Below are 24422 nucleotides of genomic sequence, written 5' to 3'. Positions count from 1 at the left end.
TGTATCAGGATCCGGAAGATTTAACGGTGGTATACCAATAGGAAAGAACAAAATTACTGGCCAAGTAGAATTTTTAAATTCATTCGGGAATGCAGATTATCGTCCACCAAACTATAACATTGGTGTGACAGGAATTTCAGGTTCCGGGAAAAGTTTACTTTTAAAAATGAAGCTCGCTCGTGAAACATCACTTGCAGATACACATGCAATGATTATCGATCCAGAGGGAGAGTTTGTAAAAATTACAAAACGTTTAGGTGGTATTAATCTAAACATTTCTCCTGAAAGTAATATAATTATTAACCCTTGTGCAATCGCTGTAACAGAGCTTCAGATTACGGATAAAGATGAAGAACTAGAAGCACTTGAACAATATGATAAGAAAGAACTCGTAGAACGTGATGGCGTAAAGTATGTGAGATTTGTACCAATTTTAGAGAAAATCAATGAAATACTAGGATTCTTTGACATTATTATTCGTGGCCAAGACTTTGATCAACCAGGATTAAATGTATTCCAACGTACGATGCTAGAAGATGCAATCCGTGAAGTGTTTGATAAACATGGTATTACTTCACATCCTTCTTCTTTATATACAGATGAAGTGAAGAAGGTGGATGGACAATTAATTCAGTCTCAAGTAAGAAAGCCAGAGCCGGAGTTAAAAGAAATCTACGATGTCATAGTAGAACATCATGGAGACGATGTGAAGGCAGAAGAGTTAATCGCTGCGATTCGTCCGTTCTTACGGGATGGGTCAAAACCATTATTTGATGGGCAAAGTCATTTTGGTCGTGGTGTAGAAACACAGTTAAATGAATCACGTGTTGTTAACTTTAATATTAGTCATTTAGAAGAAGGATTCTTAAAACCAATCGCTTTCCACGTTATCTTGAACTATATTTGGGAGCACTGGATTAAGAGTCCAGAACACGCTATCAAACGAAAAGTACTGTATGTGGATGAGATGTGGCAGTTTATCGATTATGAACAAACGGTAAACTTCTTAGAAAAAGTAGCACGTCGTTCACGTAAAAGAAATGCTGGTATGTGTTGGGCGAGTCAGGACTTTGTTCGTATTTTAGAAAATGTAAAAGCTCGCGGTATCTTGCAATCTACTTTTTCTTATTTCTTCTTAGAGCAAAATAAGATTGATAAGAAAAAGATTCAAGAGAACTTTAACTTAACTGCTGGGGAGTTAGATATTATCCTAAACAACCCTGGAAAAGGAGAAGGAATCTTCCGTGTAGGAGATAGTTCGGTTTGGATTCAAACAGATCCATCAGATAAAGAAATGATGTTTATTGAATCGAATGAAGCGGTACTTCAAGAGCTTTTAAACAATATGAAGAAAGTACAAGGGTACGCAGGATAGTAGCGGACCTTTGTAAAGGAAGGTGAAATTATGCTTGAGAAAATAATAGATTGGGTCGGAGGCCTTGTTATCCATATGGTAAAGGCCCTACTAGCGCCTATTTATGGATTTATGGATACTATTCCAGTTCTAGTCTTTGGTGGAGATAAATCTAATCTAGATTTTTTATATGAGAAGAATGCAGTTACGAATGTATTAGATACCGGTATGCCTGTCATGTTTAAACTTGTTGCTTTTTGTGTTCTCGTCAGTGTAGTAATTACAGCAGCAAAATATTCAGCAACGACTCTGAATCCAAATAATCGCACGGCATTAATTGAATATGCAAAAGACTTAATGATTATCTCGATTTGCCTCTGGCATTTAGATTTCTTTTATAATTTTATTTTTGATCTAAATTCTTGGATTATATTAGAGTTTAAAGAGGCGTTAGGGAATTTTAACCCAGATCAGCAAATACCTCTATTAAAGAATGGACTGGCAGACAATAAGACGATTACAGAACTTTCAATGAAAGACCATAAAAATGATTATATGTTTATCATATTCGGACTATTTATTGAAGCTGGATTAATGATATGGGCAAACTTTTACTATTTAATGCGTGCTGTGACACTGTACGTATTAATGTTACTAGGCCCTGTAATGGTAGGAATGTGGATGTTCCCACAAAAGAAACAACAGACGTTATATTGGATTCGTGAACTTATGGGTGCAGTATTAATTCAAGCGATTCACGCAATTACCCTATGGTTAGTTATTACACTTATTGGGGGTGCGCAAAATCCTATTATAAAATTAATATTACTTGCGATGTTTATCCCAGTTGGTGAAATCGTGAAAAGTTTTATTGGCCTTAGCACCAATGCATCCGCTGGTATTCATAGAGCAGGTACGATGATGGGTATGGGTGCTTTAGCAAGTGTGGCTGGATTGGTTAAAGGTGTTCGTGACGACTACCGTAGTGCAAAAGATAAAGGGAAAGAAAAGAAAGATGGAGAGAAAGATAATAAAGAAGATGCGGATAACCCGAAAGATGCATTAGGAGCGAATTTAGGGACAGATGTTGGTACAACATCTCGTGCAGCTCGTATGTTAAAAGCTGGTCAAATTGGAAGTTCAATTGGTAAAGCAGCGACAGGACTTGCAGGTATGGCAGCGGGAGCTGGTCTTGGACCGGGAGCGATGGTAGCAGGATCGCAAGTTGGAAGTGCATTAGGTAGTGCTCCTGGTGCAGTGGCTGGTAGAAGTGTTGCTGCAGTCGGCGAAGGAGCTGTAGCTTTAGGAAAACATATTGGTTCCAGTGTAAAGAAGGGTGCGGATACTTATTCAAATCTAAATGGCGAATCTTATCCGGAACTAACCGATGAAGATATCGCACAGGATTTAGCTACAAAAGACTTTGAAAATTGGAAAGCTGATAATCCAGATTCTGCAGTCGCAAGTCGTTTAAAACAAGCATTCCCTGGCGCATCTGATGCGGAGATTGCTAAAAAAGTAGCGAAAACAAATAGTGATCAAATGTCTCGTTTCTCAAATCAGCGGAAACAAGATTTACAAAATATGAAGAAAACCGCTACATCATATGGAAATGCTAGAGATTTAGTAAACGCTGCAACGAATGCATTCCAAAAGGGTTATGAGGCAGACCATAAAGATACATTCATGAGTCAATTACCAGAAAACATGTCAGCGGAAGAGAAAGAGAAACATTGGAACGACCATCTGAACACAAAAGTACAAGGATTTAGAAACCACGCAGAACAAGCTGCAACAAAAGCAGGAGCCATGCCAGTTGATGCGAAGGACAAACAAGGAAATAATCTGTTTGATAAGTCCTATGTGAATAAAGATGCGTTTGCTTCCCGACTTGCATTAGGAAAAGTCGGAAAAGCAGTCGAGGATGTAAAAGGAGAAACGTTAGAAAGTGGCCATCAAAATATGGGACAAGTCGGTGCTCTTGTCGGTACTTCTACTGCTGCATTTAAGAAAGCGTATAGCGCAGACCATAAGGCTGGATTTATGAAACAATTCCCTGCAGATATGCCGCAACAAGAAAAAGAAGCAGCATGGAATAAGCATTTAGATCAAAAAGTACAAGGATTTCAAAATCATGCGCAACAAGCGGCAGCATCAGCTGGTATTGTACAGCAAAAAGACGGTACAAACTATGCGAATAAAGAAGCTTTCGCGTCTCATTTATCACAACAGTTACAAAAAAATCCTGGTTTAAATGCTATGGGTGTATCTAGTGTGGCAGGCATTCAGAAGGCAGTCAACGGCGTGAAAACGCACGGTTTGACAAGTGGAACAGGAAGCCGGCAAGCAAAACAAGTAAGTAATGTTGGGAACCTGGTACAAGCCTCTACAGAATCCTTTAAACAGGGCTATGCAGCAGAACAACAGGCAAGCTTTATGAAAAACTTGTCTCCAACTATGTCTCAACCACAAAAAGAGCAAGCTTGGCAATCGCACCTGAATGAAAAAGGAAATGAATTTAAAGCAGTCGCACAACAAGCGGCAGTACAAGCGGGAGCAATGCCCGTACAGGCGAAAGATACGAGTGGTAAGAGTCTACATAATCAATCGTATATTAATAAAGATGCCTTTGCTTCGCAATTAACGAAAGGATTACAAAGCCATGCAAGTCTTGGAACAGTGAGTCAACAAGTAGGTTCTGGAATTACTAGTGCGATTCAAGGTGTTCGTTCACATGGCGTTGCAACAGGTGGCGCAATTAATAAAGCTGTATATGCTGCGACACAAACACAAGCGAGTATTGCACATGCAGGAGATCTTTCCGTTGCGGAAATTGAACGGTCTTATGCAGATGCATCTACAAGTGTAGCAAATATTGCACAAAGTGCTGGTAAAATGTCTATCCCAACATCTGCAGTGGGACGCATGACACAGCAAAGTACAAAACTTGGCATGAGTGTAATGGAAGGTGCGAAACACCTTATGCTTACGGATCGCATTGATACGGTATCAAATGCATACTTTAGTGCTGCGAGTGCTGTACAGCAATCCGGAGGAAATGCAGTACAAAGAGTGATAAGTGGGACTACTGCTGCAGTTAATACATCATTAGGTGGGAATGCAGCAGAGCGTCACTATAATGTGACAAAAGGCTTAAGTTACGCCGCAGGTGTGATTGGTGGTGCGGGTGCTTATCAAGCAACTGCACGTATGGTAAGTAAACATAATCCGTATAACAGTGCAGTTCGTACAGAAGCAAAAGAGATTCAGGAAATTCAACAGATGGTACCGACAACAACAGATCATACAGGCGCGCAATCGGTTGTAAAAGGTGCAGTACGTCTTGTGACGACAAATAATAAATCTTGGATTGAAGCAAAAGACGCTAGTGGTATGACGCAAGTTGTATCTCGTTATGGTAGTGGAGATAGTAGTATACGTTCTGGACAAGTCGTATATCAGGACTTAAATATTTCAGATGGACAATTAACGCAGTATCGTAATGGTGCGAAAGCATCTCCAGCCTATATACAAGATTCAAGTGGTGGAAAAATCAATATCAATCGCTCGATCAATGTAAATCCAAATCAATTAGTAGGAAACCCAAATCATAGACCGTTACAACAGAAACCGGTATTTAATGAACCACCACTTACGGTAAATCACAAGGTAGACAATGGTCACTTCTATATGTCTGATTTAGACGAAGGTGGCTATAAGAATGTACAAATGGTGGTAGAAAGAGATCGTAGTTACATGGTTGCGACAACAACAGACGGTACAGTGTCACGTATTTCGCCATTCGGAAAAGGAGATACGCGTTTACAAGAAAACCAAAGGATTGAAAGAGCTTGTGAAGTGAAAGACAGTAGTATTAAGCCAAGAGAAGAAATCTTAGTAACACAAACACAGGACGAAGTAGTCCGTACAGAAACGCATTTGAATTTATCAGAACATGACCCACAAAATCTGATTCCATTTGCACCAAATCCTCGCTTAGCACAGCGAAGAGGAAGAAATTCTCAAAATGGAAAATATGGTGTGATAAGTCTATGAGTCAAAATCCTAACGATCCCAATGAACAGAAAAAAAGTAATCCTTTAAAAGATGTAGCTTCCCACTTTATTAAGAAAAAAGGGATACAAGCGCGTGGGAAGATGGCAAAATTAGCAGGGAAAGCAGGAAAGGCGGCAGCGAAAGCTGCTGCCAAAATGCTAAAAGCAGGTATTTTAAAAATTGTGGGTGCTGTTGTAGCAGCGGTTGGAGTACCTGCCGCTTTGGTAATGGGAGTAATTATTGCTGTGTGTGTGATTTTAGTCTCTTTTGTACCTTTTACCGATGATGAAGGTAAGACAGAGGAACAAGTAAAAAAATATATGGAAGTCTCAATGGCTTTGAATGTGGATTGGAAAGAGGTCGTCGCCTTTGACATGGCACGATATGATAATGATTTAACTGGTAAAGATCCGCATGATGCTATATCATATTTCTTGGATATCCAATATGAAGAATATACGGAAAATGAGGTATGCGAGGCGGGACCCAATGGTCCTTGCGAAAAAAAGAAAAAGGAGATGCAAAAAACAAAATCTGAAAGTTACTCCGGACCAGATGTAAAAAAGATATTAGGAGATACAGATTTTAAGAAAAAAATAGATGAGATTAATGCGAGTGGAAGTAAAAAAGTGACAACATCTTCTCATGGGCTAGAGAAAGCTATGGAACTCGCAAAGTTTAGTAAAAGTCAAAAAGAGCGTGCGCGTGAGATATTAGAAGCCGGGATGTTAGAAGGTATATATGGACATCTAGCACCTTCTAGTAATTTTGTTGGTGGTATGTGTGTAGGTAATGTGAGCCCTGGCGGGGAGCCTGTCAATCTTAATGCAAAAGTTACAGGATATCTTCCAAAAATTAAAGAAATGGCAGAAAAACATGGTGTTGCTCAATATGTTGGTATTTTGGCTGCCCAAATGATGCAGGAATCAGGTGGAGCAGGAAATGACCCGATGCAGGCATCAGAGGGGCAATATGGAGACATGAGCTCATCTTGTATTGGTGTAAAGGGAAATGCTCGTGTAGGGTGTATTAAAGATCCCAATATTTCTATAGAAGCAGGTGTACGGGAATTTAAAGATGTACTAGGAAAGGCCAATGGTGACATTGCACTCGCTTTGCAGTCATACAACTTTGGCGAAGGTTTTATTAGTTACGCTTTAGCAAAGGGTGGCTATTCAGAAGAAACAGCTATTGAGTTCTCAAGAAGTAAGAATCATTTAAATCCAGGTGGTTGCTCCGATCCGAATAACTTTCGAACCAAGGTAAATGCGTGTTATGGAGATTTTACATATGTTTCCAAAGTTTTAAAATATTACAACGATTTAGGTTGTGTAGCAAATGGAGATGGAGAATGGATTTCTGATAAAGGTTGGAAATGGCCAACGAAATCAGGACGTATTACAGGTACATTTGATGAAATTCATAATAACAAACCGCATAATGCTGTAGATATTGGAGCCATGACCGCTGGAAAACCAGGAGACCCTGTATGGTCGATGGAAGCAGGAATAGTTACAGCTCAAACAGGATATGTAAACTACGGTGGTCTAGGTGTCTATATTGACCATGGAAATGGCATTGTATCCCGTTATTTACACTTGAGTAAGATTTCAGTTACTCCAGGAACTATGGTAACAAAAGGACAAATTATCGGGGAAATGGGTGGTTCTAACTATGTTGGTGGTGTTCTGAACATGCTTGGATACGCTGTCCATTTAGATTTCCAAATTCGTATAAACGATCAACCGATGGATCCAATGAAGTTCTTTAAGAAAAATGATGATCCAGGGTTATCATCTGGTGGTTCTCCTACCATGACAAATGCTAAACGACAAAAGGTACTGGAAGAAGCGAAAAAATGGCTAGGGCAAGGAAAAGTCAGATATGTATTAGGAGACCGTAATCCACCAGGTGGCTCTTCAGATTGCTCAGGATTTACGCAGTATGTCTTTAGAACAAGCATAGGTGTACAACTTGGAGATTGGACAGGTGCTCAAGTCGGACAAGGTAAACAAGTACCAGATATCAATCATGCACAACCAGGGGATCTTATTTTCTATGAAAACCCAGGGCACGTTGCAATTTATATGGGGAATCAAAGAATGATTCATATTGGTGATAATAAAGGTGTACAAATTACAGGTCTAAACTATACGGCAAGAGGTCAACATATGACGAAAATTCGTGATGTTATAGACTGATTTGGGATGTGAAGAAATGAAGAAAGTCATGAATGTGTTAGCGAATCTGCCTCGTAAGTACTTAGTTATATTGGGGATTATTGTGTTGGTAGTAGGCGTTGCTACTTATAATACGATTCATCGTTACATGATGAAATCTCAAGTACAAGAGGAAGAGCAAGTAAATCAAGATGAAATCGAGATGCTTGGAGATAAGCCAAAGGGATTTGATACAAAAGAAGAGGAATATATCGCAAAGACAAAAACTGTAGAGGATTTACTACGAAAAATTTCTAATAGTAGTTATGATGTACCGTACTTGTTTACAAAGGCTGGATTTGGTATTGAACCAATGAAAATGACAAGCAATGAGCGTATGCTGGCTACAGAAGCTGTTCAAAGGTATTTCCTAAATGGGGATAAGTTTTACAATGCGCGAATTACCAAAATTGACCGTGGGAAAAAAGTAGATACGTTTCATATTGAAGTTTTAATTCAACAGGTAAACTTCTTAGAACCACGACAATTTAAAGTGCAGGTAAACAAATATGCACAAATTGTAACACCAATTGCACAAATTCCACATGGACAAGAAGAAGTACCTGTGGATTAAGAAGGAAACGAGGGTTGTGGAAGAAAAAACACAACCCTTTTATAAAAAAATAAAGAGTACCTAAAATTATTTATTTAATATTCTTAATTTTCTGATATAATAAAACCATGGTTAAATAAAATTTACATATAACGCTAAAATGAGATAGATATGGGGGAATACAAATGAGGATGTTAATTGGAACAGCTGCGAATTTTATTTCGGGATATTATATAGGACGAAATTCTGGATTATTAGAAACGTTGCTTGGCTGGGCTTTTCTGTTGGGTGGTGGCTATCTGTTAATAGAGAATTGGGATAGTATCACAGTATGGATGCATAGTTTGAATATTGTACGAGGACTAGATGGTTACGAAGACATGAGCAATGGCTTTATTTTCATCTGTTTGGTAGTAAGTGGCTTTATTCTTATATTGTTGTCCCCGATTTTCATTATTTTATTAATAGTTTGTTTTGTGTTAATGAATATTGTTGCTTGTACACTTGTGTTATTAACATCACCAAGTACGTACATAAAGAAGAAAGATAAGGAGAGTGAGTGGGAATGAGTACAATTCTAGTTTTAGGTGGATCAAATGGAAGAACGTTAGAGAAGTTGGCCCAAAAAAGAGACTGCCAGGTTATTTTCCATGATGGGAAAAATCACGGAGGCGTAAAGAAAACGTTTCGTAGTGTTATAAAAAAATGTGATGTTATTGTCATTCAAAAATTTGCATGTGGTCATGTATCTATTGATGTAGCAAAAGAGTACGCAAATAAGTATGATGTCCCACTATTATTTAATCGGGGATTTGGTGGAACTGGTGTGCTTGAAATGGGATTAAAGCATTTGCAGGCTGCATGAGGTTTGATACATAAGAATGAAATGATTATTTTAAAATTAATATATAACATTAAAAAGGTAGTGGCACGCAAGTGGTTTTTCTAGAAGAGTTTAGAGGGTACTTTGCAGTTAAGTTTTTACAACAAATTAGTTTGTTAGAAAACTAAGCAAAATAGTTATTTGGGAGCGGTTAGTAGCTGAAATGCTAGTTATCTAGCATTTCAGTAGGGTGTTTATCCATTTTTATTATGGGAGTTTTTCAACTTGCTATTTGAAGAAATAACTCCACAAAATATAGCAATAAAAATTGCGGCCCAGGTTCCCATAGACATTGAGATTCCTCCTGGTAATAAAATGAATTACTTCTATATTTTAACATTATTAAATGTTCTGTTATTAAAAAAATTAGATATTACAAAAATGAGATGTTATAAAATTAAAAAAAATCCTTATTTAAATAGAGAAGCCCTAGAGTTAGGGGGTCTAGGGCTTCAGGTCTGAGTATATCTCACACGGTATTATAAAGAGAAAAGAACGTATTGAAGATAACATATGAATGTTTCATAAATGTATCAAAAAAGTGAACAAATTTTTTATTTTATTAATTTGTAGGTTGATACAGTTCCCCAAACGAAAAGAACCAAGTAGAAAAGTCTTTGTAGTAGGCCTGCAGGTAAGGGGAAAAGAAAAACAAGCGAGATAAGGATTGTTATTACTATTAAGCTTATTAAACAGAAATATGTCCATTTTCTCGCTTTTTTAAGATTCTTAGCAAAAATAAATAGTCCTGGAAATACAGTAAGCATACCTATCCAAACTAGAATAGAATGTCCAATTAGGTTTACATCTGCAGGAATTAATCCTGAAACTATAGTGGAGATTCCTATTATAAGTATAAAAAGTGTTGCTATTCTATTAATTCTTGTTTTTTCTAGATGTTGTGAAATATATAGTACTCCAATACAAAATGTTATTCCATTAATAACAAAGAGTAAATTCATCCAAAAATGATTAGGAGAGCATATTTCATACGGAGCTATTTCGTAGGTGAATTCTCCACAGGTTGTTACACCTAGATCACTCATTGCGTGACGCAAATAGTTATAAGGTGCTGTAGAAGTGAAAATAAAGAAAGGTTCAATTAAAAAGTATATGCAAGTTGCAATCCAGCTAAATAAGCCAAACCTGTTTGATATATGCATTAGATTCCTCCCTTGGAAAAAGTATATTTCCATTATAAGTGGTTACATCATTAAAAGTGAAAATTTTCAAGTTGAGATTCGATAACCCTGTTCAACAATATGAGGTTTTCTGGAAAAATGTGTTTAGCGGAAAGATGTAGAAAAAATGGATAAATCAAAATTTAACAAAATTGTTTATTAAATAACAAAAAGTGGAGGGTAAATACATAAACATGAATAATAGTAATATACTTAAATCAGGTTATATCATACTTATATATTTTATAATGACTCAATTTGTTGGAATTATAGGTGTACAATTGCTAGCGAAGACGGGCTGGTATGATATTCAGGGAAACCAACAGCAAGCAATCCAACAACTTCTTGTGCATTGGGAACTAATTGGTTTTTCACTTATGCTGATAATCATTTTTCTTATATATAGTAAAGAATTAATAAATGATCCAAAGTTATCGATTAAATTATCAAGAAAATCATTCATATGGATTTTAGTTGGGATCATATTCGTATTTTTTGCGCAGGTGGTTGGTAGTGTATTAGATAAAAGTGTATTTCAGCTAACTACGCAATCAGCAAATACGTCTAATACAGTCGCTGCTGCAGCAATATCTCCTGTGGCACTTATTTCAATTGTTCTTCTTGCACCGTTAGTAGAAGAGTTTGTTTTTCGTTATGCGGCCATAAACATTTTAATGTCTAAGTTTAAGAAAACTTGGAGCGTAATAATAAGCTCAATGTTCTTTTCTATCATGCATTTTGATTTTCCGTTTATGTTTGGATATTTTTTAATTGGACTTGTACTTGCTGTAGTATATGTGCGTACTAATAAGTTACTAGTATCATTTGTTGTTCATACTAGTATGAACTTAATTGTTGTTATACTCCAGATTTCTTGATGAAAATGCAGTGGATGTGTGCAATTTACTAGTGTGGTTTAGTTTTTTATTTTTATGAATTTTAAAATTATGGTAATGTTAATAGGATTACATTTGAAAATGTGGGTTCAAGTTGCTGTATTGACTGAATTGCACACCAAAAAAACCAATTCCATTACACGGGAATTGGTTTTTTTGGTGTGTGTTTTGTTAGCATAATGTTTGACGGCCTAAAGGAGAATTGTTTCTTTGTAGTTTAGTATAACTTAAATGAAAAGAAACTTAAAAATAATGCGATTAAAATTTACATATTTTTAAAATACAGCACAAAAATTATTACTATAATTACAAGTGCTATAGCAGCACCCAATAACATTTGTCCATCAGTACCTGCACAAAATTCTTTTAAATCTGCTTTTGCTTGTTTCCTATTTTCGCCTTTTGAAAATAGATAACGAATAGAATATGTAACAAGTAAAAAGAATGAAGTGATTATCTCTATCATTACTTATGTTCCCCTACTATATGTGTACTATTAATTAACTAATAATTGCCTTATACATTATATCAGGTAGGATACATAGAAGTATAATAAAATATTTATATAATATATTTTATTAATCTATATCGCATTACTATATGATGGTTCATATCAAAAAAAGATATCTAATAATTCCTTAACGTACGAAATTCAAGTTATGTTGGCGGGCTCCCATGCCCATCAAGCTAAGCGTGGGATAGCACGCACATTTTAACTTTTTTATACGCTAAGGGATTCTCAAAACTCAATAACACGATTTGAATTAAGTTTTTGATTTAAGGATGAGTTTTGAGACACTATTTAGGCTCTTTTCAGCACCTCTTACATTGGAACGCACTTGTCTCAAATACATACGTTTTTGAGATGAGATAATTCTCTTAGAGTAGTAAAATCAACGTTTTTTCATGTTGAATTTTGCTTAGCGTATATTTTCGTTAAAATGTTGGTGATACGCCAATTAGTAGTTAGAAATGGAAAAAACGGTCCCTTTTTAGGATGTTGTGAATTCCCAACATGTAAGCATACAGAGAATTTAATGAAATAATTTGCAGATTAAATAACATACATAAAAACCTCGCAATTTTGATAAGATGGTGAGGTTTTTTAATGTACAAAAGAAAAGCCCACTGAATTTCCATAACAGTGGGTTGTTGGTTGGTGATTTCTATCTTATTGCATAAAAGGGAATTTATATTAAAATTATAGCATGCATTTAAAATACTTATATTGAGAAACAAGAGAAAGGACTCTAAGGTGCCTTCCTCCGACTTGAACTATCCTGTATTAATGCCGTTTCGATTAATAAATTAAATTATAAAAATAATTTGTTATACTTCCGTGTACCCTAGCTGATATAATGTATAAGGAAATTATTGGTTAATTAATAGTGCATATATATTTGAGAGGGGACATAAGTAATGATAGAGATAATCGAGATAATCTTGTCATTCTTTTTACTTGTTACATATTTCATTCGTTATCTATTTTCAACAGGCGAAAATAGGAAACAAGCAAAAGCAGATCTAAAAGAATTTTGTGCTAGTAATGAAGGACAAGGATTATTTGGTGCTGCTGTGGGACTGGTGATTTCTATAATAGTTTTTGGTTATTTATTGGTGACGCAAATAAATTTTTAACTAAGAAGAAAAGTATTAGAGAAAACAAGATATTAAATAATATACAAGGATCTCGCCATTTCTGTAGGATGGTGAGTTTTTTATGTACAAAGAAAAGACACCCTAAGGTGCCTTCCTCCGACTTGAACCACGTTCATTTAGTATAAATCTATCCGTATTACCCCTTTGTTATACGTGTAAACACATCCTATAAAACAGAATCGTATATACAGCAGATTGTTAGTTCACAAAGTACAAGAGATTTGAGATCAGTATTAGAGTGACGCCACACCTTCTATAATCATCGATATGTTACGCCTTTCAAAAGAATCTGCTTTATAGAATGTATCCACAACTTATATTTTACTACATGTAATATTTATTTGGTGTAATTTTCGCGTATATGTATAATTGCATAAAGTTGATGAAAAAATACAAGTATAATTTAGTATTGTGTAATAAAGACAAGGCCCACCTACGGAAATAGGGGGGCTTTTTTATTGGGTATTACTATCTCAGTGCACAAAAGGGAATTTGTATTTAAATAATAGCATATCTTTAAAGTTCTTATATTGAAAAATAAAGAAAAGACACCCTAAGGTACCTTCCTCCGACTTGAATTTTTTGCATTTTTATAGAAAATATTAGGAGAATATTTTCTGTTTTTATGTTAAGCTATTTAATATTTGTATTGGTATTAGGGAGATGAATAGTATGTCTGGCGATTTCAATATGGATCCTAGTAATTATGAAAGTGGTGCTGAAATCTTAGAATTATTAGGCAGTTTAAGTCGTTTATTAATTGTACGTGAATTGATTGTAAGTGGGACCTTGACAGTTTCTCAGTTGAGTGCTGCGACGCATATTTCAGAACCTATGACTTTACAGCATGTACGCAAACTAACTAAAGGTAATATAGTAATTAGTGAGCGCAAGGGCACAAGGCTTTGTTGTAGAGTAGAAAATAAGAAAGTTATTAAGATTATCGATTTATTAGGATTATTATATTAAGTTCTATTCTATTTATTTTTTGGATTCGAACACTTTATAAATAAAACAATTTCAAGTCGGAGAAAGGCACCATAAGGTGCCTTCCCCCGACTTGAACCATCTTAATTTTAATAATCTGTATTGGACGTCAATCTAAATATTATTTTACCATGTTAAGTTGTTTTGTTACTTGCTACACATATTTACTTTTTCTTGATACTTAATAATATGCTCTTTTGTTGCTGGATTCTGTTCGCCATTTTTTAATTGTTGAAGAACATTTTTCGCTTCATCACAACTCATTTTTTCTCGTTCTTTATCCTCAAATGATTGAGCTCTCCTTTTTGCATAATCTAAACTTTCTTGTTCCTCACGTGCTTCTTTCTCTGTTTTCTTTTGATTTACTTCTCTTTGTTTTTGCACTTGTACTTCTTGCTGTTTCTCGACTTGTTCCTGTTTTTGACGTTGTTGTTCTTTCTTTGCTTTTTCTTCAGCTTTTCGTTGCGTTTCGGCCTCTTGACGTTGCTGCTCTTCTTGTTTCGCTTTTTCTTCAGCTTGCCGTTGTGCTTCGGCCTCTTGTCGTTGCTGCTCTTCTTGCTTTGCTTTTTCTTCTTCAGCCTGTCGTTGTGCCTCAGCTTCTTGACGTTGCTGTTCTTCTTGTTTAGCCTTTTCTTCAGCTTTCTGATCCTTATCAGCTTCTTTTTGTGATTTTTCTTCAATTTTAGAGTCATTAGAAGTACTTGCTGCTTTGTTAGTTGAGCATGCTGCTAATCCCATAATTAAAACGCAACTTGTGAGTGCAGTTAATAGTTTATTGTTCATAATATGTGTCCTCCAGTATCTAGAATATAAGATTGCCTGAATTATAATAACAAACTATTAATCTGTATATTGTAATATTATGTCGAAGGGGAATAAAAAAAGAGAGTACCAGTCTCTCCTTTTTATCTATTAGTAAAAAATAGTCATCTATATGGTTGATGTTGATATTGCAGATGCTGTTGATATAATTGCCAATCTTGTGATGGCGTAGCATATATAATGTAAGGTGGCCAAGGTGCAGAGGGGGGCCATCCCTGAGGACGTGGAGGTATAGCAGGCGGATCCACATAGTAACCCTGAGTTGGAGCATGATAGTAAACTGGTCTCGGACTATAAAAATATTCGTTCAAGTTCGTTCCTCCTAACATACATTTGATATTTATTTGATGTATTATATCTAATTGGGAACATTATGGATAATTGTCCCTTTAGAATTGGGGGAACATCTAGGACTCCTGCCAACAAAACGCGAATTTCGTACGCTAAGGAATTATTAGGTGTCTTTTTTGATATGAGCCATCCTATAGTAATGTGATATCTATTATTAAAATAAGTTATACAAATAATTTGTTATACTTCCATGTCCCCTAGCTGATATAATATATAAGGCAATTATTGGTTAATTAAAGGTACATATATATTAGGAGGTACAAAAGTAATGATAGATATAATATTCTCATTCTTCTTAGTGGTTACTTATTTCATTATTTATCTCTTTTCAAGTGGAGAAAAGAAACAACAAGCAAAAGAAAATCTAAAAGAAGTTATTACAGGTGCGGATGGTAAACTCCTATTAGTTACTGTTATGGGAATTCTAATCATGGTAATCTGGTTATATTTTTATGGTTTAGGTTTATGAATATAAACTAAAATTATATCCAAGTATACGAGATAATGGTTCACCTGGGAAGTATGCGTATTATGGTGGAGAATAGGACACTGGTGGTCTTTTTGGAGAAGCTAAATGTGTTATGAAACTGATGAATCGGATAATAGGTAGTATATAAAGGTCTTATCTTTTTATAGGAAGATAAGACTTTTTTATGCATAAAGAAAAGACACCCTAAGGTGCCTTCCTCCGACTTGAACCATCTTAATTTTAATAATATGTATTGGACGCCAATCCAAATATTATCTTACCATGTTTAGTTGTTTCATACATTGAGAAATGTTGATCAAATCTATATTGTATTATAGATATCTACGTTTGAATTCCTCAGTGAATTTAATAAAATCATCAATTAGTTTATTACAATGTGCATCTAAATCTTCAATTTTCTTTCTTTCATGAGTGAATATTTCGTCCCCTTGTATAATGTCATTATTAAAGTCTATTGAAAGTTCGATATACTCTTTTGATACATCAGCAAATCCGTCTGCTAAAAAACGGAAATCTTCTAAATCATCATCAGAAAGTTTAAATCCATTATATTGTATTTGATTTAATATATATTCTTTAGACTCATCCATATACTCTATTTTAAATTTAATATTTTTAAATAATAGATCAACTTGCTGATTGATTATTGTTGAGGTTAATAAATCATTTAGTTCTTCTTGCTTGCCTTTGAGTTCATCAATTTTGGTCTGTGCTACGGCTGCTGTAGACTGAGATTTTTCAATTAATATTTCAGCTTGCTTAATTTTTTCTTCGGCTATTCTATCTCTTTCCTTTCCTGCTTCGATAGTTTTATTAGCTTTTTTATTTAAATATGTTACATAACCGAAGGCTAAAGATGCGAAAAGGCCAGCAACCGCAGCTGCTATAGAAACCCATGTAGAAATGTTTGCTATTTGTCCGTTTAAAAAAGCTATTTGACTATCTTTCGTTGCGATTATTTTATCTTGAACGTCTTTTACAGTCTCCAAAGACTCAACCTTTGTTTGTAACTTGCTCAATTGCTCTTTAATTTGTTCGTTAGATGATGTTGATATTGGTGATACTGTTGATATGATTGAAAATGTTGTGTCGGTAAACTATAAGGATGAAGATATAGATCTGGTGGTGGATCTGGTTGTGGAATATGCCACCACCACGACGGTACTTCAGGTATCCAAGGTTTAGGTATGGTGATTAACATAGGACTCGGTCTATAAAAATATCCATTCAAGTTCGTTCTTCCTAACATAAATTTGATATTTATTTGATGTATTATATCTATTTGGAAACATTATGGATATTTGTCCTTTTAGAATTGGGGGAACATCTAAAAGGGGTAGCACGCACATTTTAACTTTTTTATACGCTAAGGGATTCTCAAAACTCAATAACACGATTTGAATTAAGTTTTTGATTTAAGGATGAGTTTTGAGACACTATTTAGGCTCTTTTCAGCACCTTTTACATTGGAACGCACTTGTCTCAAATACATACGTTTTTGAGATCAGATAATTCTCTTAGAGTAGTAAAATCAACGTTTTTTCATGTTGAATTTTGCTTAGCGTATATTTTCGTTAAAATGTTGGTGATACGCCATATAGAACGGTTAAAAATTTGAATTATACTATGCCAAGACCGATTCCTTTCGATGATATAAATGATTCTATGTTTAAAAAAGAAATTGCAGCAGGATATAATGAGGGACCTTTCCATTACTCAGCTGATCATCTCTTTAAACCAAAACGAATCGTAACTCGAGCAGAGCTTGCTCAAACTTTCAAAAACGCCTTTTGGTTAAGCAAGAAATTTGATCACCAATTTGATGATATGCAAGGATACTGGGCAAATGAAGCTGTACAAATATTATATAGTAACGCTTTTACTAGTGTTGTAGGGAATAATAATTTTAATCCAAACGGTACAGTAACGCGTGAACAATTAGCAGAATTTTCATATAGAGCTATTCCAATATCAAACAGAAGCCTACGAGATAATGCCAAGTAAAAAACGATTAAAAGACTGACTCTTCTGAGTCGTTTTTTTTATTTGCAGGAATTAAAAAAATGCTATGGAATACTCTCACTAGGAGGTGTTGTGACGTTATGACGGACGAAATTGTTTATTCTGCGAGTGAAGTATACAAGCGATTAGGAATTTCCGATAGCACCCTTAGAAAGTACATGGAAGTATTACAACGAGAGAAATTCATCGTAAAGAAAGATAACCGTAGCAGACGCCAATACACAGACAATGACATTATGGTGATCGAGAAATTAATTGAACTGAGTAAGCATGACGGTATGACGCTAGAAAAGGCAGCGAAGATGATTGCGCAGCAAATAGAGAAAGTTAATCCGGATTTAATTAAAGAAGAGACTGAGGAAACGGACTTAGTGCCATTCCACATTAAACAACAATTACAGGAACAGTACAGCGTTATGGCGCAAGAAATGAATCAGAGTATGTTAGCAATGGAGAGACGATTAAGCGAGCAGGCAAAGCAATGAGGAAAGCAAAGCGAGCGTAGAAGCGCATAATGAACGAGTGAAAAAACGATTGGAAACGCGAGATGATACGCTTCGTGAGATGCAGGAGACGAAGAGAATAATGCAGGAATTTCGAGATGAGGTTGCTGCAGCGAAAGAGAAGAAAAAGCCGTGGTGGAAGTTCTGGTAATAAAATATATAAGTAAGTAGAAAAGTAAGAAAGGAATGCTTTTCTACTTACTTATAATTCCTAAGGTCCTCTTACCAAGTTACCAGTATCTTGTCAGAGTTTTAGCGAATATATATATGTAATTCAACTAAAGAAAATAGAATAAAAAAGCCACCAGCAAATGTTAAAAATATTAAGGAAAAAATTAAATTTGAAATTAATAATATCTTTATGCATTTCTCTTTACGTAAGGACCTAATTGAAAAAGTAACACCGATAGTTAGTGGAGTGATAAACGCAAAAAATATATAAGTAAGATCACGAATAGTATCTTCTGTGGAAAATCTTCCAGGAACGGGATAAATAAGTTCATACATATAAGCATTATAAATATATAAAGCTATGCAAAATATAATATTTGCGCCAATTGCGATACATGAATTTTTTAACACTTTCATCTGTCTACTCCTTTAAGCAAGTCATTCCTGATATTACAACAAATAAAAAAAATTTACATCTTAATATTATGTCGAATACAAATAAAAAAAGGTTCCTTCGAGATATATGCAATTTGGGATTATAGATTTTATTGTAGTTCTATTATCAAATTCCGTTATAAAAAAGCCGTGGTGGAAGTTCTGGTGAGAACAAGTAGGTTCCCTTGTGGGAGTAGGGTTCCTCTTTGTCTTTGCTACGGATAATGATGCGCTTTGTTAAACCCAATTTAAATAAAACATTAGGAGGAATGTACTTATGTCTAACGAAGTTTTGCCTTTCACAGTAAGACTAGCTGCTCCAGAAGATTTTTCGGATATATCAAATATGAAGAAGCAAGTTCAACAGTTGCATATAGAGGGAAGGCCAGATATTTACTCTGATACTTCAGCTTCTTTGGATCACAATGCATACGAAGAGAGGCTTAATAATAAAACCATAGAGATATTTGTAGTAGAGGACAATAATAAAGCGATTCTTGCTTACATAATTTTAGATATTAAAGAACCATCCGAAAATCCAAAGTTAGTTGAGCGAAAAGTACTCTTTATCCGCAATATTGGTGTAAGCGAAATATGTCAAGGAACAGGAATAGGAAAAATATTAGTACAAAAAGCATTTGAGTATGCTAAAGAAATACAAGCAACAAGTGTAGAATTAAATGTTTTAGAATTTAACAAAAAAGCTATACAATTCTATGAAAAACTTGGATTTAAAACACAGAGTCGGCAATTGGAATTTGTATTACATGATGTTTAAAAATATTTCCTATACTGATACTCGTGTAAATGAGCTAGTGGAGAAACCATTGGAAGTACGGGATGAGACGCTTATGAAAAACACTACGTGAGATGCAGGAATATCGGGATGACGTTGCTGCGGCGAAAGAGAAGAGAAAGCCGTGGTGGAAGATCTGGTAATGAAAAATCTCTAAGTAAGTAGAAAAGTAAGAAAGGCACGCTTCTCTACTTACTAATATTTTCTATAGAAGTAATTTTGAAGAAAAAAAGAAAAAGTCTTTATATTTATTACTTTGTATATTAATATATTAAAGTTGACAAATTAAAATAAAGAAAGGAGCGCTTATTTTGTCTAAAGTTTTAGGACTTTTTAAGAAAGTAATACTTGGTGTAAATACTCAATATCTTGTGAAATCATATTTTATTTCAATTTCTATAACTGCTTTGTTTATTTACATGGAAGTAACGAAGTATAGTGGTGCGGATGTTAATGTTATTGCGGAAGTATCTAGTAGGACTACTCCATCAATCGGTGCAATTTTATATTGTTTATTAGCTTGTGTTTTATTCCCTTTTGCAACGATTGTATGGGATGATCTTATTACTACTATAACGAGTGGCAATATTCTTATTCTGCCATTACCTTTTATGTTAATTTGGAAAATATTCAAAGTGCTTGTTTTATATGGATTTGGTCCATTCGTTGCGCCTATTGGCATGATTTATATTTATTTTGGCAATGGCTACCATAGAAGATAAATAAGAGTGGATTCCTTATGAGAGGAGGGATCCGCTTTTTTCTTACTATCAATAATGTTGTGTTATGTTAACTTTATATGAATATCCTATACATCTAAAGTTACAAAAAATCGAACTTATTAATGATACAATTAGGATAATGGGGGAATATTATGGGATATCTTAATCAGTTTTATGTAATACTGTATTTTATAAGCGGCATTGCTGTATTCTCATTCTTCAATTCTGATTCACCAAAAACTAAGGATAAAAATCTAACATTCATAATGGTCAGTTTAGGGGCAAATCTATGCACAATTCCAGTAGCTTTATTTATAGGTGTGATGGCAACAGACTCTCCATATAGTACTGTACTTGATTTTTGGGGAGGATTTCTCTTTATTCAGGGAATACCGCTCCTTCTCCTACTTGTAGCTTTAATATGGTGGTTTATCCAAAAGGTAAAAGGAAAAATCGGCACATAGAATTTTAAAATGCCTTCCGCTAACGATGGCGGTTTTAATAAGAGAGAACATAAAAAGAAGTATCCTTAATAAAAAACAGGGATACTTCTTTTTCTTTATTTATTTTCTAATGTCTCATAGAGACGCTTATACATGTCTTTATATGCTTTAGAATGTCGGTTTGACTAGTTGAGAATTTACATAATGTTCAACTAGCATGTCAATGATGTTGTTAATTGATGTTTTATCCATACCTTCTTGTTCCTGTATAAATGGTTTAAGAGGTAGCACGCACATTTTAACTTTTTTATACGCTAAGGGATTCTCAAAACTCAATAACACGATTTGAATTGAGTTTTTAATTTAAAGATGAGTTTTGAGACACTATTTAGGCTCTTTTCAGCACCTTTTACATTGGAACGCACTAATCTCAAATACATACGTTTTTGAGATTAGATGATTCTCTTAGAGTAGTAAAATCAACGTTTTTTCATGTTGAATTTTGCTTAGCGTATATTTTCGTTAAAATGTTGGTGAAGTAAATGTGCTAAGAGTTGCTGTAGAAATTGTACAGCCTGGGAATTAAAACGTTGATTGAGTCCTTCTGGACTCATAGAAATACCTGTGTTAGCTTCTAATCGACTACATAGTTGTGTCAATGAAGTATTTGCTATGTTTTCACTTAACCAAATACAAAGAGCTACTAAATCTTTTGCACGATATTTACTTTTTCGTTTCACAAATCCTATCTTTCTAGCTGATTGCTCCAAAACATGTGGTGACATATATCGTTGCAACTCTTCAGAAAACAATTTTAGTTTATCAGAAGTCGATAATTCCATATCAAAACGCCATCCTTTCTGTATATTTCTACAAAAGAGTAGCATTTTTTAATTATATGGATACAATTTTTTTTAGTTTGATGGTGCTTACGTAGGACTTTTACTACAAAAGTAGTAGATTTTTATTTGAAGTTCATCCTTATGATTGATTTGTCTTGTTGTTTCTTTTGATAAAATAGTAATTAGATATATTGAACTTACAGGTGTATTACAATGATTATACTAGTCGAATTCGCCATATAAAACCTCAAAGTGGGTTCAAGAAACAGGTCCCAATAGAGAGAAGGTCATGAAGGGGATAGTCATTGAATATCCATTTTATTTCAAAACAGATATTGAATACAAATGATAAAGGCTATATAAAGGTTAACTGGGAGGATTAATATGAAAGTTTTCGATTTATCTAAAACGGTTATTAATCAATCAAAGAATGACCTTATTTATAAAACAGAAGATGAAAAGTATTGGGTGTATGAAGTTATTTTTCAATCAAAGGAAGGTATACCACCTCATAGTCATCCGTTTGGAGAAGACTGTGCCGTTGTATTGTCAGGTCATTTAGACTATTACGTTTCTAATAAGAAAACAATACGGGCATCTAAAGGAGAAATTGTATTTGGATGGAAAAATCATATACATGGTTACATAAATAACGAAATTGAACCATTACACCTATTAATTCTCGTTACGCCGAACAAAATCGGATTAGAGTATTTACCCGATGATGATCCGAAAATCATTCATGTATTTGAAGAAAAACGACTAATAAAGCAGCTCGAATATCGAGTAGCAAGTTCTCCATTTTCTTCTTTTGAAAAAATAATAGTAGATGGAACATATTCTGAAGCATGCAGTGGGAAAAAAATTGTAGCTTTTATTCATTATGAAGATAAAAAAGTATACATATTTGAGAATGAGTATACCGAGATAACTACTACAAATCCTACAGTGTTTATCAAGTATAGTGCTAAAATTTAAGCATAGACATCTCCACATCAACATCAACTTAAAAATTTAATAGTGTCCCCAGAACGAAACTTTGTGTTACTTTATAACAAAAAAATTGTACATTTTCATTTGAAGATGTCAATTTTCTCGTTTTGAGGTATTTGCTTTTCTTAGTTTGATGGGCATGTGGCGGGCCCACTATAGGAAGATGAGGCTTTTTATGCATAAAAAAAGACACCCAAAGGTGCCTTCCTGCGGCTTGAACCACTTTAATTTTAATAACATTATTTTACAACCACAAATATATCTTTAATCTTTCATCACTTTTTTCAGTTAATTGCATGTAACTGAAAAAAATAGGCTATTTCTTGTAAACTCCTTTTCTCCATATCCACTCAATAGGACCATAGCGGAAATATTTACTCCAAATTTTGCTGAATATTATTTGTACAAATATAATTAAAAGCCCGAAGATACATAGTTGCCAGTAATATACGTGTGAGACATCTTTCAAGTACAACGAAAGAATGACAAGAGTTAGTATACTTTGGCTAATGTAATTCGTTAAAGCATACTTACCTACGTTCATAAAGGGGCGCAGCCACTCTATATATTTTTTATTCTCACAAACTAGAAGTAGAGTACAAATATAGAATATAGCTAGCATTTTTCCTCCAAATAGAATCCATAGTTGTATATCCTGAGAGTAGTAGATATCCGTTTTTATAAAGTAATAGATAATAGGACAAGAGAGAAGACATGAAATGCATAACGAACTCCACTGTAAAAATCTAATTTTCTTTATTAATTCCGGTACCCTTTTAAAAATGTTTTTCTTACCAGCCCATAAACCGATTAAAAATAAACCTATATATTCGGGAATTCCTATTAGTAGTTGCTGAAATTCCTGGGTCATTAGAAAGAAAAGACGTGCTTTTACTTGATGTAAATAATGTGTAAATAGATTTACTGTGTGGTTGCTAGTGTTGCCTGTAAACATATATAGATAGTAATTTGGTATTTCAGAAATTGAAGCACTTTTTCTTAAAAATACAATAATATGTAATCCATAACTAATCATTAGGAAACTACAACCAGCTATAAAAATAAGCTTAGTAGATCGCCTATAAAAGAATAATAGAATAAATCCAGCTAAGGCATACGCATGTAGAATATCTCCATACCATAGAAAGGTGAAGTGGATTAAACCGAAGACTAGTAAGATACACAGTCTCCGTATAAATAGCCTATACATGGGATATCCTTTTGCTTCTGTATTTTTCATAAAGATGTAAAATCCTACTCCAAATAAGAATGCGAAAATAGTATAGAACTTTGATTGAATAAATAAATCTACTAAAAAGCGAATTACTTTATCTATACCGGAGTAACCCGCTTGATTAAAGGGATCTAGTCCCGTCATAGTGGGTAGATTCGCAAAAAGGATACATAGTATGGCGATACCTCTTATTATGTCTAACGAATGAATACGGGCGTTTTGTGGCATGTTAATGCTCCTTTCTTACAAAGAAAAACGAGCACTATACTAGCTAGCGCTCGAATTACGTCTTGTAAAGAATCCATCATATGTAGCAGCTGAAACGGCACCTTCTAGACGTTCAACTTCTTCACCTCTGTTATAAGCTACAACAACTGGAGTACCTGGAATGTCGAACTCTTGAAAGGCACTTTGATTTTCTGGTGTAGAGATATCAATACGATAGATGGTTCTATCATGCTTTTTCGACATGCTATTGATATCCGGTGCAGCTTTTTTACAAAAATGACAAGTTGGTTGATAGTAATACGCAATGAACTCTTCATGGGATTGTATTTTTCCCTTTAATTCTTCTTTTGAAATATCTTTTATATTCTCAGGTGATCCTTTTACATCTGCAGCAGATACAATTGTTTTTTCTGGTGTTATAGTTTCTGTATTGACTGATTCATTCTTAGTTAAAGTAAAGATCGCAATACAAGCAACACATAAAGTAGTAACAATTGCTCCAATTTTGTAGACTTTTTTCATAGTAAATTCCTCCTTAAAGTAAAAAAAGGACAAACCTCGCCCGAGTTAACTGGGCGTAAG

25 protein-coding genes and 3 pseudogenes are annotated in these 24422 nt (G+C 34.5%); 19 read left to right on the top strand and 9 right to left on the bottom strand.

Features of this window, described 5'->3' with window-relative positions; genetic code table 11:
- From ACTFRM_RS21385 to ACTFRM_RS21355, 7 genes are all read left to right on the top strand, one after another.
- On the top strand, nt 1–1375 hold a 1375-nt coding region (locus ACTFRM_RS21385), incomplete at its 5' end, for a VirB4 family type IV secretion system protein (protein ID WP_440021228.1).
- 30 nt (nt 1376–1405) lie between these two features.
- On the top strand, nt 1406–5410 hold the full coding sequence (locus tag ACTFRM_RS21380) for a hypothetical protein (RefSeq protein WP_440043590.1): 4005 nt from the start codon (nt 1406–1408) through the stop codon (nt 5408–5410).
- Entirely contained in the window at nt 5407–7611 is a 2205-nt protein-coding gene (locus ACTFRM_RS21375; protein ID WP_440043588.1) for a lysozyme family protein, read from the top strand. The genes ACTFRM_RS21380 and ACTFRM_RS21375 overlap by 4 nt, the downstream gene beginning before the upstream one ends.
- Nucleotides 7612–7627: 16 nt before the next feature.
- Nucleotides 7628–8203, top strand: coding sequence for a hypothetical protein (locus ACTFRM_RS21370; RefSeq protein WP_000757467.1), 576 nt, complete (start codon nt 7628–7630; stop codon nt 8201–8203).
- 164 nt (nt 8204–8367) lie between these two features.
- Nucleotides 8368–8751, top strand: a complete 384-nt coding sequence (locus ACTFRM_RS21365; RefSeq protein WP_088321914.1) for a hypothetical protein — start codon at nt 8368–8370, stop codon at nt 8749–8751.
- A complete protein-coding gene (locus tag ACTFRM_RS21360; protein WP_000104247.1) occupies nt 8748–9047 on the top strand; it encodes a DUF2325 domain-containing protein in 300 nt (99 codons plus the stop codon). The genes ACTFRM_RS21365 and ACTFRM_RS21360 overlap by 4 nt, the downstream gene beginning before the upstream one ends.
- Before the next feature lie 243 nt (nt 9048–9290).
- The gene (locus tag ACTFRM_RS21355; RefSeq protein WP_440043587.1) at nt 9291–9527 is read left to right on the top strand and encodes a hypothetical protein; all 237 of its coding nucleotides are present in this window, start codon (nt 9291–9293) and stop codon (nt 9525–9527) included.
- 92 nt (nt 9528–9619) lie between these two features.
- Here ACTFRM_RS21355 and ACTFRM_RS21350 read toward each other — a convergent pair whose 3' ends face one another.
- Nucleotides 9620–10228: a DUF998 domain-containing protein gene (locus ACTFRM_RS21350; RefSeq protein ID WP_000548225.1), complete on the bottom strand. Its 609-nt coding sequence runs from the start codon at nt 10226–10228 to the stop codon at nt 9620–9622.
- Nucleotides 10229–10440: 212 nt separating this feature from the next.
- On the opposite strand from ACTFRM_RS21350, the gene ACTFRM_RS21345 reads away from it, so the two are divergent.
- Entirely contained in the window at nt 10441–11124 is a 684-nt protein-coding gene (locus ACTFRM_RS21345; RefSeq protein ID WP_088321916.1) for a CPBP family intramembrane glutamic endopeptidase, read from the top strand.
- Nucleotides 11125–11407: 283 nt separating this feature from the next.
- Here the strand turns inward: ACTFRM_RS21345 and ACTFRM_RS21340 are convergent, their stop codons facing one another.
- The gene (locus ACTFRM_RS21340; RefSeq protein ID WP_088321917.1) at nt 11408–11608 is read right to left on the bottom strand and encodes a hypothetical protein; all 201 of its coding nucleotides are present in this window, start codon (nt 11606–11608) and stop codon (nt 11408–11410) included.
- A 475-nt stretch (nt 11609–12083) separates the two neighbouring features.
- On the opposite strand from ACTFRM_RS21340, the gene ACTFRM_RS21335 reads away from it, so the two are divergent.
- The 3 genes from ACTFRM_RS21335 to ACTFRM_RS21325 all read left to right on the top strand — a co-directional run bounded on the left by ACTFRM_RS21335 (nt 12084) and on the right by ACTFRM_RS21325 (nt 13770).
- A complete protein-coding gene (locus tag ACTFRM_RS21335; RefSeq protein ID WP_080016918.1) occupies nt 12084–12188 on the top strand; it encodes a topoisomerase DNA-binding C4 zinc finger domain-containing protein in 105 nt (34 codons plus the stop codon).
- A 373-nt stretch (nt 12189–12561) separates the two neighbouring features.
- Nucleotides 12562–12780, top strand: coding sequence for a hypothetical protein (locus tag ACTFRM_RS21330; protein WP_000569758.1), 219 nt, complete (start codon nt 12562–12564; stop codon nt 12778–12780).
- 693 nt (nt 12781–13473) lie between these two features.
- Nucleotides 13474–13770, top strand: a complete 297-nt coding sequence (locus ACTFRM_RS21325) for an ArsR/SmtB family transcription factor (protein WP_088321918.1) — start codon at nt 13474–13476, stop codon at nt 13768–13770.
- A 165-nt stretch (nt 13771–13935) separates the two neighbouring features.
- On the opposite strand, the gene ACTFRM_RS21320 is transcribed toward ACTFRM_RS21325, so the two are convergent.
- Nucleotides 13936–14571 carry a hypothetical protein gene (locus ACTFRM_RS21320; protein WP_088321919.1) on the bottom strand — a complete coding sequence of 212 codons (636 nt, stop codon included), beginning with the start codon at nt 14569–14571 and terminating at the stop codon, nt 13936–13938.
- Between the two features lie 658 nt (nt 14572–15229).
- On the opposite strand from ACTFRM_RS21320, the gene ACTFRM_RS21315 reads away from it, so the two are divergent.
- Nucleotides 15230–15430 carry a hypothetical protein gene (locus ACTFRM_RS21315; protein ID WP_000565399.1) on the top strand — a complete coding sequence of 67 codons (201 nt, stop codon included), beginning with the start codon at nt 15230–15232 and terminating at the stop codon, nt 15428–15430.
- Nucleotides 15431–15762: 332 nt separating this feature from the next.
- Here ACTFRM_RS21315 and ACTFRM_RS21310 read toward each other — a convergent pair whose 3' ends face one another.
- Together ACTFRM_RS21310 and ACTFRM_RS21305 are read right to left on the bottom strand one after the other, a co-directional pair.
- Nucleotides 15763–16440: a hypothetical protein gene (locus tag ACTFRM_RS21310; RefSeq protein WP_157404460.1), complete on the bottom strand. Its 678-nt coding sequence runs from the start codon at nt 16438–16440 to the stop codon at nt 15763–15765.
- Nucleotides 16441–16466: 26 nt separating this feature from the next.
- Nucleotides 16467–16700, bottom strand: coding sequence for a hypothetical protein (locus tag ACTFRM_RS21305; protein ID WP_440043585.1), 234 nt, complete (start codon nt 16698–16700; stop codon nt 16467–16469).
- A gap of 377 nt (nt 16701–17077) precedes the next feature.
- On the opposite strand from ACTFRM_RS21305, the gene ACTFRM_RS21300 reads away from it, so the two are divergent.
- Nucleotides 17078–17455, top strand: coding sequence for an S-layer homology domain-containing protein (locus ACTFRM_RS21300; RefSeq protein ID WP_002183033.1), 378 nt, complete (start codon nt 17078–17080; stop codon nt 17453–17455).
- Between the two features lie 98 nt (nt 17456–17553).
- Nucleotides 17554–18127: pseudogene (locus ACTFRM_RS21295) on the top strand (MerR family transcriptional regulator).
- A gap of 101 nt (nt 18128–18228) precedes the next feature.
- Here ACTFRM_RS21295 and ACTFRM_RS21290 read toward each other — a convergent pair.
- Nucleotides 18229–18564, bottom strand: a complete 336-nt coding sequence (locus ACTFRM_RS21290) for a hypothetical protein (protein WP_242292549.1) — start codon at nt 18562–18564, stop codon at nt 18229–18231.
- Between the two features lie 295 nt (nt 18565–18859).
- On the opposite strand from ACTFRM_RS21290, the gene ACTFRM_RS21285 reads away from it, so the two are divergent.
- The 4 genes and pseudogenes from ACTFRM_RS21285 (at nt 18860) to ACTFRM_RS21270 (ending at nt 20564) form a co-directional block, all read left to right on the top strand.
- Nucleotides 18860–19360, top strand: a complete 501-nt coding sequence (locus ACTFRM_RS21285; RefSeq protein ID WP_325851882.1) for a GNAT family N-acetyltransferase — start codon at nt 18860–18862, stop codon at nt 19358–19360.
- Between the two features lie 28 nt (nt 19361–19388).
- Nucleotides 19389–19521, top strand: a pseudogene (locus ACTFRM_RS21280) (DUF3967 domain-containing protein); the annotation flags it as partial.
- A 168-nt stretch (nt 19522–19689) separates the two neighbouring features.
- Complete coding sequence (locus ACTFRM_RS21275; RefSeq protein WP_000048908.1) at nt 19690–20100, top strand: hypothetical protein; 411 nt, start codon at nt 19690–19692, stop codon at nt 20098–20100.
- A gap of 152 nt (nt 20101–20252) precedes the next feature.
- Nucleotides 20253–20564, top strand: coding sequence for a hypothetical protein (locus tag ACTFRM_RS21270; RefSeq protein ID WP_088321920.1), 312 nt, complete (start codon nt 20253–20255; stop codon nt 20562–20564).
- A 509-nt stretch (nt 20565–21073) separates the two neighbouring features.
- Here the strand turns inward: ACTFRM_RS21270 and ACTFRM_RS21265 are convergent.
- Nucleotides 21074–21385: pseudogene (locus ACTFRM_RS21265) on the bottom strand (IS4 family transposase); the annotation flags it as partial.
- A 384-nt stretch (nt 21386–21769) separates the two neighbouring features.
- Here ACTFRM_RS21265 and ACTFRM_RS21260 point away from each other — a divergent pair.
- The gene (locus ACTFRM_RS21260) at nt 21770–22363 is read left to right on the top strand and encodes a cupin domain-containing protein (protein WP_440043584.1); all 594 of its coding nucleotides are present in this window, start codon (nt 21770–21772) and stop codon (nt 22361–22363) included.
- A 331-nt stretch (nt 22364–22694) separates the two neighbouring features.
- Here ACTFRM_RS21260 and ACTFRM_RS21255 read toward each other — a convergent pair whose 3' ends face one another.
- Together ACTFRM_RS21255 and ACTFRM_RS21250 are read right to left on the bottom strand one after the other, a co-directional pair.
- Entirely contained in the window at nt 22695–23840 is a 1146-nt protein-coding gene (locus ACTFRM_RS21255) for a DUF418 domain-containing protein (protein WP_088321922.1), read from the bottom strand.
- Nucleotides 23841–23879: 39 nt separating this feature from the next.
- Nucleotides 23880–24362 carry a thioredoxin family protein gene (locus tag ACTFRM_RS21250; protein ID WP_088321923.1) on the bottom strand — a complete coding sequence of 161 codons (483 nt, stop codon included), beginning with the start codon at nt 24360–24362 and terminating at the stop codon, nt 23880–23882.
- Nucleotides 24363–24422: the final 60 nt, after the last annotated feature.

It is taken from the genome of Bacillus cereus group sp. MYBK227-1, from assembly GCF_051916325.1.
In the GTDB taxonomy this organism is placed as follows: Bacteria; Bacillota; Bacilli; order Bacillales; family Bacillaceae_G; genus Bacillus_A; species Bacillus_A cereus.
Note: the sequence above shows the minus strand (reverse complement) of the source record. Positions and strands in the feature narration are given on the sequence as shown.

Bases quoted from the DNA above. Each gene is read 5' to 3' on its own strand.
- ACTFRM_RS21330 (WP_000569758.1), top strand. From the start codon at position 12,562: ATGATAGAGATAATCGAGATAATCTTGTCATTCTTTTTACTTGTTACA.
- ACTFRM_RS21335 (WP_080016918.1), top strand. From the start codon at position 12,084: ATGTTGGTGATACGCCAATTAGTAGTTAGAAATGGAAAAAACGGTCCC.
- ACTFRM_RS21350 (WP_000548225.1), bottom strand. From the start codon at position 10,228: ATGCATATATCAAACAGGTTTGGCTTATTTAGCTGGATTGCAACTTGC.
- ACTFRM_RS21380 (WP_440043590.1), top strand. From the start codon at position 1,406: ATGCTTGAGAAAATAATAGATTGGGTCGGAGGCCTTGTTATCCATATG.
- ACTFRM_RS21315 (WP_000565399.1), top strand. From the start codon at position 15,230: ATGATAGATATAATATTCTCATTCTTCTTAGTGGTTACTTATTTCATT.
- ACTFRM_RS21290 (WP_242292549.1), bottom strand. From the start codon at position 18,564: ATGAAAGTGTTAAAAAATTCATGTATCGCAATTGGCGCAAATATTATA.
- ACTFRM_RS21285 (WP_325851882.1), top strand. From the start codon at position 18,860: ATGTCTAACGAAGTTTTGCCTTTCACAGTAAGACTAGCTGCTCCAGAA.
- ACTFRM_RS21270 (WP_088321920.1), top strand. From the start codon at position 20,253: ATGGGATATCTTAATCAGTTTTATGTAATACTGTATTTTATAAGCGGC.
- ACTFRM_RS21250 (WP_088321923.1), bottom strand. From the start codon at position 24,362: ATGAAAAAAGTCTACAAAATTGGAGCAATTGTTACTACTTTATGTGTT.
- ACTFRM_RS21255 (WP_088321922.1), bottom strand. From the start codon at position 23,840: ATGCCACAAAACGCCCGTATTCATTCGTTAGACATAATAAGAGGTATC.
- ACTFRM_RS21345 (WP_088321916.1), top strand. From the start codon at position 10,441: ATGAATAATAGTAATATACTTAAATCAGGTTATATCATACTTATATAT.
- ACTFRM_RS21340 (WP_088321917.1), bottom strand. From the start codon at position 11,608: ATGATAGAGATAATCACTTCATTCTTTTTACTTGTTACATATTCTATT.
- ACTFRM_RS21365 (WP_088321914.1), top strand. From the start codon at position 8,368: ATGAGGATGTTAATTGGAACAGCTGCGAATTTTATTTCGGGATATTAT.
- ACTFRM_RS21260 (WP_440043584.1), top strand. From the start codon at position 21,770: ATGAAAGTTTTCGATTTATCTAAAACGGTTATTAATCAATCAAAGAAT.
- ACTFRM_RS21360 (WP_000104247.1), top strand. From the start codon at position 8,748: ATGAGTACAATTCTAGTTTTAGGTGGATCAAATGGAAGAACGTTAGAG.
- ACTFRM_RS21320 (WP_088321919.1), bottom strand. From the start codon at position 14,571: ATGAACAATAAACTATTAACTGCACTCACAAGTTGCGTTTTAATTATG.
- ACTFRM_RS21300 (WP_002183033.1), top strand. From the start codon at position 17,078: ATGCCAAGACCGATTCCTTTCGATGATATAAATGATTCTATGTTTAAA.
- ACTFRM_RS21325 (WP_088321918.1), top strand. From the start codon at position 13,474: ATGTCTGGCGATTTCAATATGGATCCTAGTAATTATGAAAGTGGTGCT.
- ACTFRM_RS21370 (WP_000757467.1), top strand. From the start codon at position 7,628: ATGAAGAAAGTCATGAATGTGTTAGCGAATCTGCCTCGTAAGTACTTA.
- ACTFRM_RS21375 (WP_440043588.1), top strand. From the start codon at position 5,407: ATGAGTCAAAATCCTAACGATCCCAATGAACAGAAAAAAAGTAATCCT.
- ACTFRM_RS21305 (WP_440043585.1), bottom strand. From the start codon at position 16,700: ATGTTAGGAAGAACGAACTTGAATGGATATTTTTATAGACCGAGTCCT.